Genomic DNA, 16,047 nt, shown 5'->3' on the forward strand with positions numbered 1-16,047 from the left:
CTATTTATTGTTTACTGATTATCCAAAATGGACCTCCTGCATCTGCTCCTTTATTTGCTTCATTTAATACTATTGATAAATCCCACTTTTCTTCACTTCTTGTCCTACTTACTGGATCAGCAACTAAAATCTTTTTATCTTCTGTTACTCCCCTAAGCACAATAAAATGACCATTCCTTGTAAAATGTCCTTCTGCCATAATAGCAATTATAAGTTTACCCGCTACAAGAGCATCTACTATTTTTTGTGGCTCACTTGAAGCACAACCTTCTACTTTAAGTCCAAAGTGTTTTGCTCCATCAGGTATTAAAGTATGATAAGAACCCACCCCTTCGCAGTAATAACCATTTTCATAAGCCCATGTGCTCATTTGAACTGGATCAATTTTTTTATCTGTAAGGCTTGACACAACTATAGCAAGAGAAGTCGGACCACAACCACTCCTTCCTATAGTACCTGTTTTCCCATAAGGCTTGTCCTTCCACCTTTCATCAGCTTGATTATAATAAACCACTTCTGTTACTCCATCTTTAAAAGATACTCCTGAAAAGTCTAATCCACTACTTTCTAAATAGCTATTGTCATTAGGATTTATCAACTGTTCATATCCATACTGGCTTCTTATATTTTTAATCTGTGTTAACTCATTTCCAAAGAAAATGCTACTTAGCATTTCAAGTGGATTTGTAAGAATATATACAATAAAAGCCAAAATTAAAAGCACCGAAATAATCGGTGCCAGTGATATAAAAATTATTTTGTTTCTGGTTTCATCATCTTTTGCAGCTTGAATTACTATTTTAGCAATTGTAGCTGCTGATTTCGGATCTAATAGCATAGAACCCGCCTCCATTATTATTTTTAAACTAAAAAAGAAGGATTGAATTATTACATATCCTTCTCTAAACTAATATACAAATTGTTACTAGACTATAGATTTATTAAGATTTTATGCCGTTATACCTGTTTCAAAATCTTCAATAATAATATGATCATTATTATTCTGTTTTGCTTTTGTTGATGCTAAACTTGCTACATTTACTAAATTTCTTATTGTTTCTATCCTATCGTCAATTATTCTGTCACTGAAATTACAACATGCTATGCCAACAGATGCTGAAACTGGAATATTATAAGGATAATTATAATCTTTTATTGCCGTTACTATTTTTTTAGAAAGAATTTTACATTTATTCGCATTATATGTAGTCAAAATTGCAAATTCATCCCCTGCATATCTACATAAAAAATTATCTGGTTGTATATTTTTTTTAAGTAAATCTGCCACAATTTTCAAAACTTTATCTCCATTTATGTGTCCAAACTTCTTATCAATATATCCAAAATTATTTAAATCTATAAATATTAATGAAACTTCTTTTCTTTGCTCTATTAAACTATATATATTATAAAATAAATAATCGCTTTTATATAAACCCGTTAGTAAATCAATATGTCTTCCCAATTCTATCTTTAATTGACTTTTCGTAATAACCCCTACAACTTTACTATTATCTTCTACAAATATTACATCTATGTTCTGATTAAAATCAAATAAATTTTTAATTTCCCATGTAGAGGTTTCTGAGCCTACGCAAATATATCTATTAGTCATAACATCCGCAACTATTCTGTTAGGATTTGCAATTCCTAATTCTCTTAAAGTTAAGACTCCCACTAACTTTTTCTTATCATAAACGGCAGAACACTCTATGTTATTTTGATAAAAAATCTCCTGAACTTTTTTTACTCCATCTAATACGTCTACTTTATAAAAATTTTTATCTATTATATCTAAAACCCTTTGTATCATAAATCTATAGATTTGCTAACATTGATAGTTATATTAACTTGCGCCTTTATAATCATATCTTCATTAGCAATCCTTTCAACCTCCTCCATTATTATTGGAATAAGTTTATCTTGCGGAAGCATATTTAAGATAGTCCTTCTAACAACTATTGCTTCCACGCACTGATGTTCTATTTTAACTATTTCATATTGATCAGGAGATAATATATCTACCATTCTTCTAGCAGCCTCTGGACCTATTGGCGCTTTCTTACCAACAATTAATATGTCTTGCATAGGAGGCATTTCAAACTCTGAAAATCTCATACTTATTTCAGCTTTTTTAGTTCCTTCTGATTTATATCCCATAAATATGTCACCTTCCTTAATTTCATAAACTATATTATCATAAATTGTCTAATTATTCTATTATTTTACTTAAATTTTATTGTCGATAAGTTTTATACTTTAATAATATTACTATTTATCTTCCCCCAGCTTTCCCAATATACTCAAATTTATATTCAGGTATCTCAAACACCACATGAAGTCTCTTAGACCCTATAATAAGTAGTGCATTTCCTCTTTTCTTACTAGCAAGCAGCTCCTCCTCTGCATCTGTTAAATTGTAAAGGTCTTTTGTTTCTTGTAGATTTCTGCCATCTGTACCCAGGCTTAATTGTTTTAAAGCAACTTTTTATTTTTGTTCTAAATTGCCTATAAATTTATAATAAATAGTGATGTCTTGATGCTTTTCTCTTTTACCTGTTGCTTCAGATTTTTCATAATAGCCTTGTCCAATCTCAATCCTATCAATGAGTTCGTGCATTATAACAGGGTTAAGTTCCGTTATATTTGAATATTTCTTTATAAGTTCTATAAATCGTTCATTATTTTTACTTGTATCTTTAAAATTTACTATATCAAACTTTAAGTTAGTTATTCTCTCTTTAACTTCCTTTTGCTCATTTTCATAATTAACTGATAGTTTAGTAAATCTTTCATCCGTTATTTTCCCTCTTACATTATCTTCATACAGGTGCTGTATTAAATCATCTATTTCTCTATACCTTTTCTCAGCCTTTGTTAATTCTTCTTCTAAGGCTATCTTTCCTATTTTATCCGTATCCTTTGTTTTATCTTTAAGTTTTTTTAATATAGCTTCTTCATCTTCTATAGCAAGCTGTGCATATTTTCTTATTTCCTCTATAACAATTTCACATAATAGGTCATAGTTTATCATGTGGTTTGTACAGCCTTCTTTCCCACGCCTTCTGTAATTACTGCAAAATAAAGATGCTAAACCTTTTTTATGTCTTGGACTATAAGTCATGGCATAACCACAATCAGCACATTTAGTAATACCTGCAAATAGGTTTATTCCTATTCTTTTTTCCCTATATTTTGATTTAAGCCTATACTGAACCTCATCAAATAGTTCTTTATCTATAATTGCTTCATGAGTATTATAGACTATAATCCAATCTTCCTTAGGCTGCATTTCTAATTTTTTAACTTTAAAAGAAGTTTTTTTGCTCTTTCCTTGAACCATATGCCCTAAATATGCCATGTTATGGAGCATATCATTTACAGCTTGGTCTGACCATCTTGAGGTTTTTGTAAATTTCTCTACTGGAGTATGAGTTAAGTGCAAACATCTATATACAGCAGGTGGTAATATACCTTCTTCATTAAAGGTTTTAGCAATTTTTCTTGAACCATATCCTATAGTTGCAAGATAAAACATTCTTTTTACTATTTCTGCCGCAGGTTCATCAATAATAAACCTGTTCTTGTTTTCAGGATCTTTCTTGTAGCCATAGGGTGCATAAGAGCCAATATATTCTCCTTTTTTCATTTTAGCTTGGAATACTGATTTTACCTTCTTTGAAGTATCTTTTGCTACCATTTCATTGATTATATTTTTAAAAGGAGCTATGTCATTATCACTATTGTTTGAATCAAAACCATCATTTATGGCAATATATCTTACTCCTTTTGATGGAAAATATATTTCTGTATATTGCCCTGTTAGAATATAGTTCCTTCCTAATCTGCTTAAATCCTTTGTAATAACCACATTTACAGTACCATTTTCAATATCCTTAATCATTCTTTTAAAGGCTGGTCTATCAAAGTTAGTTCCACTATACCCATCATCTACATAATAATCCACTATATTGAATTTATTTTCCTTAGCAAAATCACTGAGTATTTGCTTTTGATTTAAAATACTTTCGCTTTCACTTGAATTTTCATCATCTCTGCTTAATCTGCAATATAAAGCTGCATTGTATAAATTCTTTTGTTTCTTCAATATTCTTGCCCTCCTTTTTTGAAGAAACAACATAAAAAGCACGTACCTTGATTTCCGTTGAATCTATTATATACAGAATCAAGAATTATTTCCATACATGCTTTTTATGTATTTCATTTTTTTAACCGCTATCCTTCTTTTTATTTTTATTAAGATTTTCTTCAATATCCTTAGAGATAGCTGTAATCAATATTTCCTTAGCTGATTTAGTGCCATTAAAAATACTTTTAATGCAAAATACTGTATTACCTTTTCTTATAGTTTCTTCTCTCCTAATTTCCATAAATTCCTCCACCTTTCTTCTTCACACCTTCCGATACAATTCCTATGCTCCTATAAGCACGTCTTCAAGCCTCACTATGTGACCTTTAATTTGCAGGTACGCTCCCTAAAATAGTTCATGGCATACTTTCAGCAAAACTTAATATAAATCTTGGTATGTGTTATTTAATTTTCAATGAACTAAAAAAAGTCCTCACTATATAGCCTTAGAAAAGGTTATAAGGGGACACTTTCAAAAGTATTTTTATATTCTATTTAGGATATTGATAAATAAAAAAAGAACCGCTTACTTAAAAACGATTCTCTTAAATCTATTGTTATATATAGCTCTATACACTTAATATATTATAATCCTTCTTTCAATATCCTATATATTTATATTGTATATTATTGGGGTCACAAAATGACGGGGGGCAGGTGACACTATGACACCCGCCTTGAAATATTTCTATTCTTCACTTATAATAAGTTTGTCCTTTTCTAATATATGTTTCACTAACCAATCAACTATAAAGTTAACAATTTCCAATAAATATTTATCTTGATTGTAATCCATTTTATTTAAATCAACATTCTTTATCTTTTGAATAAATTCTTCATGCTCAATTTTATGAGAGAAGAATTTTTTATATCCTACTTGCTGCATATAATCTTCTTCATCATTAAAATGAAACACTGTATAATCTTCAAGTTCTTTTAAAATTTCTACTATTTTGTCATATTTATCAGTATAGAAATCATTATTTAAAACTTCGTAAGCCTTATTTGCTATTTTTACTAATTGCTTATGTTCATCATCAATTCTATCAACACCAATTGAATATTCATCTTTCCATTTAATCATTATATCCCTCCACCTTACTTAATACCTTTATTTTAAATTTTAAACTTAGAAATTTCAAATTTTAATTTTTCTGCACTTTCTTTTGTCTTTATAACTTCTTCTAAAACTTCATTGGATTTATTATTTACCTCAGATATTTTGTTTGCTATATCCGTAGTACCGCCTGCACCTTCACTGGCTGCTTGTGCTACTCCATCTATAGTTTTTAATACATCACTAATGGAAGCTAAAAGTTCCTCGGAAGTTGAGCTAAAGTCCATAACAAGACTATCTACAAATTTAGCATCTTGACTATATTTATTAGCTACTTCAAGCATAGTTTTGTAATCCTTATCCACATCAGTTGACACAAAGCTTAAAAGATTGTTAGAGTTTTCTGTAAGGTTTTTAACTGCATTTGTTACTTTACTTGTTATGTTTTGTATTTCATTCACAGTATCCTTTGATTGTTCTGCAAGTTTTCTTACTTCCTCAGCTACTACTGAAAATCCTCTTCCTGCTTCTCCAGCCCTTGCAGCTTCTATTGCCGCATTTAATGCTAAAAGATTTGTTTGTTCTGTTATTTGCATAATAGCATTTGAAAGCACATTAATCTGCTCGACTACTTTTGATTCTTCTATAGCCTTTTCAAGTCCTGCTTTGGTGTTAATAAATATTTCATTAGCTTTCTTTTGAGCATTTTCCACATTTTCTTTTGTTTTATAGGCTCTTTTATTTATCTCTCCTGCCTGCACAGCGCCTTCCTGCGATTTTTCTGCTATGGAATGCACTGCTCTTTCTATTTCCTGTGATGTAGCTGTCATTTCTTCAGCAGAGGCTGCTGTTTCTTCCATACTTGCAGACAGTTCCTCTGTGGTTGCCGATACTTCTTCTATGTTTTCATTTAAATTAGTTACATTTGAATTTACACTTTCTAAAACATTTTCTATTTCATTGTATTCATTTATGACATTACTTACTAAAGTTTTTAAAGAGTCCTGCATTTTAGCAACATTATTATACAATACACCTATTTCATCATTACTTTTCAATTCACATTTATAAGTTAAATCTCCATTATTTATAAAATTAAAGCAAACATTCAATTTATTTATAGCATTAATTAAAGTAATTTTCCCTATTAAAAAAGAAGTAAATCCAACAATTATACCTGCTACTATACATATCAAAGTAAAATACATCGAATATGAAGACTTCTTATAATAAGTAAAAAAACTCCCCAAAATAGGAAAAATAATTCCCATCAAAATACCTACAAATAGTGATAAGTACAAATATCTTCGAATAACACTTTTGCTAGAAATCACAATATTTACCCCTTTCTTTTATTTATGTTCTTATATAAATTTCATGAATTTATCATATATTCCGCAACTCTATACTATTATTTTACAAAAAAAAAGAAAAATAGCAATAAATTTGTGGAATTATATTTAATTTTGAAGTTATAAATCCAATTACTTTATTGCTATTTTTTATGTGATTTTTATTGCTTAGTAATATCTTTCATTTTTTCTTCAATCCATTTTATTGCAGTTAGTTCACCTTCTTCTATAGCCATTTCTACTGCTTGCTTGGCAATGTTTAAAAGCTTTTCTGAGTTTTGTTTTAAAATATTAGTTTCTAAAATTAATTCTTTTATATTATTTTGAATTTCTCCATCAATAATTGGTAATTCTATGTTTAAGAAATCTATTTTATTTAATGAAGTCAAAATAGTCCCTGAACAATTTTGTTTTAAAATAAGTTGAACAGGTTCACTCTTAAAAAGCAATAATAAAGTTTCAGAATTAATTAATTTTGATGAAAGAACATAAAATCCTGTAGAACATATTGCATTATTGTAATTTTCATTAATTATAGCACAACTTTTCAATGAACCTTCTATCGAAGAAACAATAATATTACCACTTTTTACTTGCCGTCTTGCCCTTGATGGCAAATTTTCTCCAAAGTCAATTGTTGAATCTATAATGTTTCCTAAAGTTCCGATATTAGATAATTCAATATATTTATATTCTTTACCACTTAATGGTAGGTAGTTACTGTCTTTTAATTCACATAACTCTGCAATCTTTTTACTACCATTTTTATAATTTTTAATTTTTTCTATTATTTCATCATACTTTGGCTGATAATATTCAGCATCTAACCTTCCAGTAGCATTAAAAGAACTGCTTAAAGTTTTAACGGAAATATTTTTATTATTTAATTCATTTTCTTTAAATCCTATTTCAGATAAAAGCATTTCTTCTGCTTGTTTGTATAACTTGGTGGATTGAGCCAGTAGCTCATGTGCATGAATTACTGTCTTTTCAACAATCTCTTGAAATTTATTTCCCGCATTAGGTATTTTAATATTTTTTATTTTATATATAAATAAATTAAGCTGTACATTTCCAGTTGAATGCCTTATAGACTGATATACTCCGTATTTAGTAAGCATAAATGTTGATAGGTAATATGGACTATAGGTCTTATTTACTCTAATTATACCTACATGTCTATCACAATTAGCAGGTAATATAGTTTTATTTACTACGGCACAATTTCCTATAGTTCCAACCGTTGATATTATTACATCTTTATATTTTAATGCCGTTCTTGGATTTTTTTCATGCTGTCTATTAGAAATATAACCATTACCTGATAAATCAAAGACATTTTGTTTAGGGGATTTAGCTGAAATCAAATTGATATTTGAATTTTCATCAAAATCTATTGATTCATGAATTCCATCCGTTACAGTAGCAAAATCATTTATATAATGATATCCTAATTTATTAATCATATTATCATATTCTAAGTATTCTTTTTTAAAAAATTCGCTATCTATTCTAAACTCTAAATTTTCCTTTAGAACTTCACTAAGCTTTATCTCCACTGCTTCAAGCCCGTCCATAAGCTTTTTATATTTGCCTTCATCAAATTCTGCTAAAGACGGGCTGTTTAGAAAAAACTTAGTTTCTCCTTATTTGCAAATTCTATAAAGGCTTCTGCTATTCCATCTTCTGTTAAGCCGTCATGATTAAATAAATCGTGGTCTACTATTAAATGTCCATGACTATCAAGTAAATACCCATTTTCTATATTGTTTTCTTCATTGCTTTCATAAACATCTTTGTTTTCAGCTACATTTTCATAGTTTCCTAAAGTTTCTTCTGCTGTTAATATGTTTTTCGCTCCTGCTTTAGCTTTTACAAATATTTTTTCACCTGAATTGTCTTTGCCTGATTTTTGCATTGTGGCAAAGAATATATTATAGTCATCTACCTTTTTACATAAAGCTCCTTTTGAAGGGTCATCATTCCATTTTTGAACAAACAATACTGATGTTTTTGTTCCTGTATGAGGTTTAAAAGTATTTGGGTGAAGTCCTACTACTGCAAGTATTCTGCAATGCTCACATATATAATCTCTTATTCTTTTATCTGAGGAATTATTAAATCTTCCTTGTGGAAGTACAATCGCCATTCTTCCACCTGGTTTTAGAAAATCAATGTTTCTTTCTATAAAAAGAATATCTCTTCCTACTTTTGTCTGCCACTTGCCCTTATCATTCTTAGCCAGTTCATACTTAGCAAGTATTCTGCTTTCTTTTATATCTCCTGCAAAAGGAGGGTTTGCAAGAAGTACATCAAAGTTAAATTGTTTGTAGCTTGATTTTTCTTTTCCTAATTTTTTCAATTTTTTAAAACCTTCATTATAAGTATCATTCCAAGCTTCTTCTTTTGTAACTTCATTCCATCTTTCATAATCTAAAGTGTTTAAATGAAGTACATTAGTCTGTCCGTCTCCTGCAATAAGATTAAGAGTTCTTGCTACTCTTACAGATTTTTCATCAAAATCAATGCCAAAAACTTTGTCTTTAACGTATTCTTCACATCTATAAGGTTTTTTCTCTATGGTAAAAAGGTTGCTTATATTCAAACCTTCTTCTTTAATTATCTGTTTCCAAACATGAAATATGCTGTGTACGGTAAATCCTGCTGAACCACAGGCGGTATCTATAAGATATTCTGATTCCTTTGGATTTAACATTTTAACGCACATATCTATAACATATCTTGGAGTAAAATATTGTCCTTTTTCGCCTTTACTGCTTTTATTTATAAGATATTCAAAGGCTTCATCTACTACATCAAGGTTTGAATTAAATAATTTAACATTTTGAAGTGAAGATACACATATAGCAAGGTGAGATGGAGTAAGCATTATTTTTGAATCTTCACTGAATACACCTTCCCATTTCCCTTTTGCCTTATCAAAAAGACTTTGTATCTTATCTTTTAGTTCTGTATCGGTCTGCCCTGAATTTCTAAATTCAAGTATCCTTTCCCTATCTTTACCTGAAAGCCATTCATCATATAATTTACAAAAAATAAGCTTGAATATTTCTTCAAACACGTCTACCCCTGCATTAGCAAGAACTTCATCTTCCATTTCGAGGATTAAGTCCTTTAGGGACTTTCTTTCATTAACAAGCTTGTCTTTTTTTATCAAATCATCAAGAGTAAACTTTTCATTTAAAACATCAGAAAGTCTTTGATTGTTGTTTGGAATTACAGTTATATCTTCAAAATAATTAGGGTCTTTCCTATGATAGTAGGATATAGATTCTCCATTAGTCCATACTCCTATAGGTGAACCTGTAGCGTTGCAATAGGATTTTAGCTGCTCTTTACCATCTTTTAATTTAGGCTTTTTAAGTTCTACTATGATATAGGGTACATTGTGCTCTTTTTCGTAAACTACAATATCTGCTCTCTTTTTTTCTCTTCCAAAAGAAACTGGAAACTCCACTTCTATCCTTGAAGCAGGATACTCATACCTATCAATAAGCACCATTAAAAATAATTGTCTTACTACTTCTTCTGGTGTAAGCTTTATTTCCTTTTTTCTAATTAAACAAGTAATGTATGGCACTTGAGCTTGTTTAACTTGTTTTAAAAATATGTTTTTTTCTAAAGCTTTAATTTCTTTTTCTGTAAATTGATTTAATTTATAATTTGTATCTTTAAGTATTTCCGATATTAACATCTTTTCTTCCTCTTTCTTCATTAAAGTAACATAAAACTACACTATTATATTACCTGAATTCTTATCCTTGAAGGTGTTTACATAGTTTCTAGGCAAATAAAAATAATTATAGCCTGCAAAAATAGTAATGAATATAATAATAACTGCCGTCATAAATTTTTTCATATAAACACCTCCCAAATTTAATATTATTATCTCAAATATTGAAAAACTTTTCAAAGATAATATGTATTATTAAAAAAATCCTCATATTTAATAAAAAATACAGAATATATACTGTATTATATATTCTGCATTATTAATTATTATTGATTACTAACTTATTCTTACCTGCTGCTTTGGCCTTATATAAATTTTTATCTGCTAAATCTATAAGATCATTTGTGGTAAGCTCTTCTTTAAAGGCCGTATAAATACCAAAAGAAGCTGTGATATTAATTTTTATATCTTTTATATCTAAAGTTGAAGTTTCAATAGTCTTTCTAAGTTCCTCTGCAAAGTCATAAGCTTCTTCTTTATTGGTATCATTTAAAACTATAATAAACTCGTCCCCTCCATACCTAGCAGCCCAAGATTTTTTATACACTATATACTTTTCTAATATTCTACCTAATAATTTTATAACTTCATCCCCCACTGGGTGTCCATATTCGTCATTTATAGCTTTAAACCCATCAATATCAAATATGATAATGGATAAAGGCTTTTCATGTAAGACACTTTTTATTATATCCACCGGAAGTCTTTCATTTATGTACCTTTTATTATACAAATTGGTTATGGTATCTTTTACCACCAAAGCATTGAGATTATTAATAACCTTTTTAAGCTCTTCAATATCCGTATAGCTGTCATCCTGCATTAGCATGGACTTAGTAACATCATTTAACAATTCTAAAACCACACTGCGTTTGTCAGTTTCTATAGGAATAGCAGTGACCATATACACCTTATTAGAAGTATGCTCCAGTTTCATCAAGGTATCCTTTTGAAGGAAGGCTCTTACAGAGATACAATTGTCGCAAATCTTATCATCTTCCCAGCAGGAGTGACATACATCCCCTGTTTCTTCCATACCATTATTATCATATTTTATTACTCTTTTCATTAATGGATCTACTATCCTAACTATTTCATACATAGATTTTAAAAAATCTATACTTTCTTCTAATTTATCATAAGAAACAACTTTTCTTTCCACTTCACTTCTCCTTTCAAAAAGATATGATCCTAAAAATAATATTTCTCTTCCTTTAGTAATCTTTCAAAATCTTCAGCGGGTATGGCTTTACTAAATAAAAATCCTTGGCCAAAGTCACAGCCAGTTTCCCTAAGAAAATTAAGCTGCTCCTTTGTTTCGATACCTTCTGCCACAACTTTTAAATTAAGTTCGTGATTTAAATTTATAATAGTATTTACAATCTTTTCATCCACCTTTTCATTTAATGCATTACTGATAAACTCCTTATCTATTTTTACTATATCTATGGGTAGCTTTTTCAAATAGGTAAGGGAAGAATAGCCTGTTCCAAAATCGTCTAAAGCTATGTTAATACCCTAAATTCCACGTGTGTTTTTTATTAGCTTCAAAAATCACTATTTCACGAAGAATTTAGACTGCTTCTCACACATTGTAACATTATTTACAACCACCTTTCAATCATTTTTGATAAATCATTGATTTCATCTTTGCTGCAATGATACTTAATAAACTCTGCAAGTTATCCACAGAGCAACACTCAATTTTATTGATGATATTCTTATTATACCAGACATTTTTCATACACTCCCTTGTACGAATAGTTTTCCGACAACTTCATGATTACATATCTTGCGGTTTTGATTATTTTTGCTGCAAGAAATACATACTTCAAACGAAAGGTCTTTATTTGCTGTCTGTATTCTGAAGAGTCCAAGGAATCAAACTTGAACAACAAAAATAGGTTATATGAAAGCATCATCATTTGAAACACGGCTTCATTCGCCCAAAATGACTTTAGCAAGAGATGACCCACCGCCATGTCGTATTTGGCTTCTTTGATATAGTTTTCAGCATTACCACGCTTTTCATAGTATATAACTACTTTTTCAGAAAGCAAGGTAGTATTTGTTACAAAGAAAAAGTAGTCGTATTCGGAACCTTCTAAAAGTGATAATTGTGCTCTTTCTTTTTCTGGTTTCAGTACGCGAGATACGACAAATCTTCTGTCTTTTTCCCATTTAACTAATTTTGTATACAGTTCTGTAGTTTCTCTACCTTCTTCTCCTTTAACGAATACAATTGATGAATTCGTTGCTTGTGAGGTGAGTGTAGAATAACTTTTGGCTTTAATTAAATATTTGCATCCAAGAGATTCTATCGTTTCGATAATTTTTTCATCAAAGTAGCCACTATCCATTCGAAATAAAATTTCTAAATCGTCTGATTTGATGTTAGCAACAATTTCTTTGATCATTTCCGCAGCACCGTTTGCAGTGTAAGTATTGCCACTTCTTACAAATCCGGTAACATATGCTTTTAATTCGTCGCAAAATGCAAATTGGATATTGTAGCATCGGTTTCCCAGTTTCTTAGGATTATATCCTTTTGACGCACCTTCTTGATGACCTTCTACGTTAATTACACTACTATCAATATCAATCGTAATGGATGTCAATTTACTTTTAGTGAGCAGTTTTTTAAAGACTTTAAAATTAATGTCTCTAAACATTTGGGTTGTCTTGAAGTTGAAGTTTCCTAGAAACCGTGACACTGTTTCAGGTTCTTTTACGGAAATATCAAACTCGTTGACGAGGGGATCATTTTGAAGTAGCTTTAGACGTTCTAACTTATCAATGCCAATGAAGTGACCGCAGAGCATGGTCTTTATATGATTCATCTTGATTTTATTTGTTGAGTCATTATCAAATACGAGGTCATTTTCAATAAAATCAAAAATCCCATTGCTTTTTGCATTCTCAAGGAGCAGAAAAAGACCTGCATTTGATGTTAGATTCTTAGCTTTGAAATCAATTTTATTAATCATAATTAGAACCCCTTTTTACTACTTTTCTTACTATTATTTTACCATATATCGAGTCATAAAAGCTGATAATTTAACATATTTTTGAGCACTTTTCTTTCACCCAATGGGTGAAAGCTGAATTTCGAAGGAACGCATATTTATCAAGGCTTTGATTATGCTTTTTGAAGTACTGACGTAGAATCTAGGTATTACTATTAATGAAGGACTAATTCAATAAATATGAATATCTTTTCCCTTGATGTATTCAGCTATAAGTATATCAAGCTCTTCACTTAAAGATATTACTTTATTACTTAAAGGTACTTCTGATTTTTCTATATTAGCTATAATATTAATATTTAATTCTTCTCTTAACTTTTCTATTTTATTTTCAAGTTCTATTTGTTTTTCGTTTTTCTTCAAGTTTCCCCCTCCCATAATCTGTTGATATATGTAATATAATGTATGTTCATCTTTAGCACCATTATATCAGTATAAAAATGTAAAATCAACATAAAAGTTAATCTTTAGCACATAGGTGGTGTAGCACTTGAAAATATATTGGTATGAAGGAAGTAAAAATATAATTGGAAATAGAGTTAGAGAAGCTCGAATAAAACACACTCCCCCATTAACTCAGGAAAATTTATCTGCAAAGCTGGAACTTATGAATATTAAACTGGATAGAATATCTATATCAAGAATTGAATCAGGAGATAGGTTTGTATCTGATTATGAAGTTGTTGCTATATCAAAAGCTCTAAATGTAACATTAGATTGGCTTTTACTTGGAAGATAAACTATCATAGGTGAGATTAATGGCAAAAAACTATTTTTTTAAATCTCCCATTGCCCTTCCTTTGTATTCCAATCTAATCCTTTTCCCTTGCTTTCTTCAATGATTTTTTCCTTTAAAGCTTGTCCTTCAAGAGTCATTAATGGATATTGTTTAGAATGATTGTCTGGCTCTTTACAAATGGAATTTATGGCTTCTATTAAAAAATACATAGCATTTTCAAGTTCTCTTTTATTTGCAAATTGCTTATTTAGGCTTAGTCTTTTTTCTATCATTTCCTTGGTGAAATTCTCAGGAGGATATAGTTTTTTATTCCTGCACTTTTTACCTGAAGGAGTTGTAAAGGTTATATATTTTCTGTTTTCCTGCCAATCTACTTTGTATTTTAATTTCTCCATATTTTTTATAAATTCATCTTTGCTTGTAGAAGTTTTTATGCAATTAGTTACTGCAAGATACAGCTCGTATTTCCAGCTTGCTTCTTTTGAAATACTTCTATATTCACCATTTTTTATATAGTTTCCTATATTAACTTTTGGTATTATAATTAACCCGTATTTTCTGCATATTTTATCTGAATAATCTTTTACTTCTTGGAGTTCTTTAGGATTTTGTCTCCACTTATAACCTGTTTCAAAATTTACTGAATTTATGACAAAGTGATTATGAATATGATTTCTGTCTATATGCGTAGCCATCACCACTTGATAGTCCTTAAACCTTTCGCATAACTCTTTACCTATTTCATAGGCTATTTTAGGAGTTATTCTATCATAAGGAGCAAAAGATTGAACAAAATGCACATACTGCCTTCCTGTTTCTTTACCATAGCTTTTCTTAATAGCCATCATTTCAATAAAAGCATTATCTCCATTGCAGTCTTTGCCCCATATAAGCTGTTCTTTGGTCTTTTTAGGATTAAGAATATATTCTATAACTTTCTTTAAACTCTTGGGGGATTTATTGGGTCTGTTAATGAATTCAATAACTGCCATATTTCATGAATCTCCTTTCTGCACTGTGATAAATCTAAGCAGGATATTTTACCTTCATGACATAAAACTACTAATTGATTTAGATTTGTACCAATTTTAATAAGCTGCTTTGCTACATCTTTCATGCCATCAATTACTATAATGTTTTTATCTAAAGCTGAAAATGCTACATACTTACTTAAAGTTACTTTAGATTTTTTTGCTTTTTCTTTGATTTTTATATATTCCTCTTCCGTTACCCTAAGGGTTATAAATTTATTCTTATTCACTTTTTAAAGCTCCTTTCCATGTTTTTAATCATAGTAATTTTTTAGAGGGTTTGGGAGGCTTCTCCCATCATTCAAGCACTTTTGTAACACAAAAGGTAAGCTTGCCATCTCCTAAGAGATGTAAACTTACCTTCGCTGTTTTATCTAATTTTATGAATAAAAAATAACCATCTTACTATTTGCAAAATGGTTATTTTATGCATAGATTTTATTTAATTATACTGGTCTACGTTTTAATATATTAATATCTACTTCATGTCTTCCTGTCATATCTTTTAATACTTCTATACTTTCTTTTATTTCCTTCACATCTTTCGAGACGCTTTTCACTGATATTTCCATCAAACTTGCTTTTTCTTCTATCACTGAATCTGTATTTTTAAATGATTTTTCATTTTGCTCTTTATGTGAAGTTTGTACTTCTGTAATTATATCTATCTTTTTTTCTATGGCTTCAAGTTTAATTGAATTCTTTTTTATATCGTTTTTAACTCCATTTATTTCAGTTTCAAGCCTTGTTTGACCTTCTAATAACTTAATGAGCATATCTTTAATTTCATTATCCAAAATATCACCTCTAAATTGCTTTTTAGCTTAAATAGTTATATTTTATATGCACTCATTCAATAATCTAAGTTTATTATAATATTTATAGTATTAACATACAAGCTTTAATAATATTCATATTTTTGCATTTATCTCATTAAC

Annotated in this window: 17 protein-coding genes and 2 pseudogenes; 1 reads left to right on the forward strand and 18 read right to left on the reverse strand. The window is 29.5% G+C overall.

Translation table 11 applies throughout. The annotated features are described in order from the left end of the window. Positions 1–4: 4 nt before the first annotated feature. The 15 genes and pseudogenes from BN2665_RS16795 to BN2665_RS16850 form a co-directional block, all read right to left on the reverse strand. Entirely contained in the window at positions 5–838 is an 834-nt protein-coding gene (locus BN2665_RS16795; RefSeq protein ID WP_055668237.1) for a C39 family peptidase, read from the reverse strand. A gap of 111 nt (positions 839–949) precedes the next feature. Continuing rightward, positions 950–1,813 (reverse strand): diguanylate cyclase, encoded by an 864-nt coding sequence (locus BN2665_RS16800; protein WP_055668238.1) that lies wholly within the window; start codon positions 1,811–1,813, stop codon positions 950–952. Then, positions 1,810–2,160: a hypothetical protein gene (locus BN2665_RS16805; protein WP_008423847.1), complete on the reverse strand. Its 351-nt coding sequence runs from the start codon at positions 2,158–2,160 to the stop codon at positions 1,810–1,812. Before BN2665_RS16805 ends, BN2665_RS16800 begins: the two co-directional genes overlap by 4 nt. Before the next feature lie 115 nt (positions 2,161–2,275). Beyond that, positions 2,276–2,473 (reverse strand): annotated as a pseudogene (locus BN2665_RS27610) (VirB4 family type IV secretion system protein); the annotation flags it as partial. A gap of 15 nt (positions 2,474–2,488) precedes the next feature. After that, positions 2,489–4,108, reverse strand: coding sequence for a recombinase family protein (locus BN2665_RS16810; RefSeq protein WP_242865965.1), 1,620 nt, complete (start codon positions 4,106–4,108; stop codon positions 2,489–2,491). Positions 4,109–4,229: 121 nt separating this feature from the next. Further along, a complete protein-coding gene (locus BN2665_RS27090; protein ID WP_154674970.1) occupies positions 4,230–4,391 on the reverse strand; it encodes a hypothetical protein in 162 nt (53 codons plus the stop codon). A 447-nt stretch (positions 4,392–4,838) separates the two neighbouring features. Continuing rightward, entirely contained in the window at positions 4,839–5,234 is a 396-nt protein-coding gene (locus BN2665_RS16815; protein ID WP_055668240.1) for a bacteriohemerythrin, read from the reverse strand. Between the two features lie 32 nt (positions 5,235–5,266). Beyond that, positions 5,267–6,289: pseudogene (locus tag BN2665_RS16820) on the reverse strand (methyl-accepting chemotaxis protein); the annotation flags it as partial. Between the two features lie 431 nt (positions 6,290–6,720). Beyond that, complete coding sequence (locus BN2665_RS26715; protein WP_055668242.1) at positions 6,721–8,136, reverse strand: restriction endonuclease subunit S domain-containing protein; 1,416 nt, start codon at positions 8,134–8,136, stop codon at positions 6,721–6,723. Positions 8,137–8,183: 47 nt separating this feature from the next. After that, positions 8,184–10,274: a type I restriction-modification system subunit M gene (locus BN2665_RS26720; protein WP_082435933.1), complete on the reverse strand. Its 2,091-nt coding sequence runs from the start codon at positions 10,272–10,274 to the stop codon at positions 8,184–8,186. Positions 10,275–10,310: 36 nt separating this feature from the next. Continuing rightward, positions 10,311–10,439, reverse strand: coding sequence for a hypothetical protein (locus BN2665_RS27760; RefSeq protein WP_278335902.1), 129 nt, complete (start codon positions 10,437–10,439; stop codon positions 10,311–10,313). Positions 10,440–10,572: 133 nt separating this feature from the next. Beyond that, the gene (locus BN2665_RS16835) at positions 10,573–11,475 is read right to left on the reverse strand and encodes a GGDEF domain-containing protein (protein WP_055668244.1); all 903 of its coding nucleotides are present in this window, start codon (positions 11,473–11,475) and stop codon (positions 10,573–10,575) included. A 29-nt stretch (positions 11,476–11,504) separates the two neighbouring features. After that, positions 11,505–11,828: an EAL domain-containing protein gene (locus tag BN2665_RS16840; protein ID WP_082435934.1), complete on the reverse strand. Its 324-nt coding sequence runs from the start codon at positions 11,826–11,828 to the stop codon at positions 11,505–11,507. Positions 11,829–12,037: 209 nt separating this feature from the next. Next, positions 12,038–13,300: an IS1380-like element ISEcp1 family transposase gene (locus BN2665_RS16845; RefSeq protein WP_055668246.1), complete on the reverse strand. Its 1,263-nt coding sequence runs from the start codon at positions 13,298–13,300 to the stop codon at positions 12,038–12,040. Positions 13,301–13,510: 210 nt separating this feature from the next. Then, positions 13,511–13,702, reverse strand: a complete 192-nt coding sequence (locus tag BN2665_RS16850) for a Spo0E family sporulation regulatory protein-aspartic acid phosphatase (protein ID WP_055668247.1) — start codon at positions 13,700–13,702, stop codon at positions 13,511–13,513. 127 nt (positions 13,703–13,829) lie between these two features. On the opposite strand from BN2665_RS16850, the gene BN2665_RS16855 reads away from it, so the two are divergent. Further along, a complete protein-coding gene (locus tag BN2665_RS16855; RefSeq protein WP_055668248.1) occupies positions 13,830–14,078 on the forward strand; it encodes a helix-turn-helix domain-containing protein in 249 nt (82 codons plus the stop codon). Positions 14,079–14,116: 38 nt separating this feature from the next. Here BN2665_RS16855 and BN2665_RS16860 read toward each other — a convergent pair whose 3' ends face one another. From BN2665_RS16860 to BN2665_RS16870, 3 genes are all read right to left on the reverse strand, one after another. Beyond that, a complete protein-coding gene (locus tag BN2665_RS16860) occupies positions 14,117–15,070 on the reverse strand; it encodes a relaxase/mobilization nuclease domain-containing protein (protein ID WP_055668249.1) in 954 nt (317 codons plus the stop codon). After that, positions 15,019–15,339, reverse strand: a complete 321-nt coding sequence (locus tag BN2665_RS16865; RefSeq protein WP_055668250.1) for a MobC family plasmid mobilization relaxosome protein — start codon at positions 15,337–15,339, stop codon at positions 15,019–15,021. Before BN2665_RS16865 ends, BN2665_RS16860 begins: the two co-directional genes overlap by 52 nt. A gap of 216 nt (positions 15,340–15,555) precedes the next feature. Continuing rightward, positions 15,556–15,906, reverse strand: a complete 351-nt coding sequence (locus BN2665_RS16870; protein WP_055668251.1) for a hypothetical protein — start codon at positions 15,904–15,906, stop codon at positions 15,556–15,558. Positions 15,907–16,047: the final 141 nt, after the last annotated feature.

The sequence above is a fragment of the Desnuesiella massiliensis genome, from assembly GCF_001403615.1.
GTDB classification, from domain to species: Bacteria; Bacillota; Clostridia; order Clostridiales; family Clostridiaceae; genus Desnuesiella; species Desnuesiella massiliensis.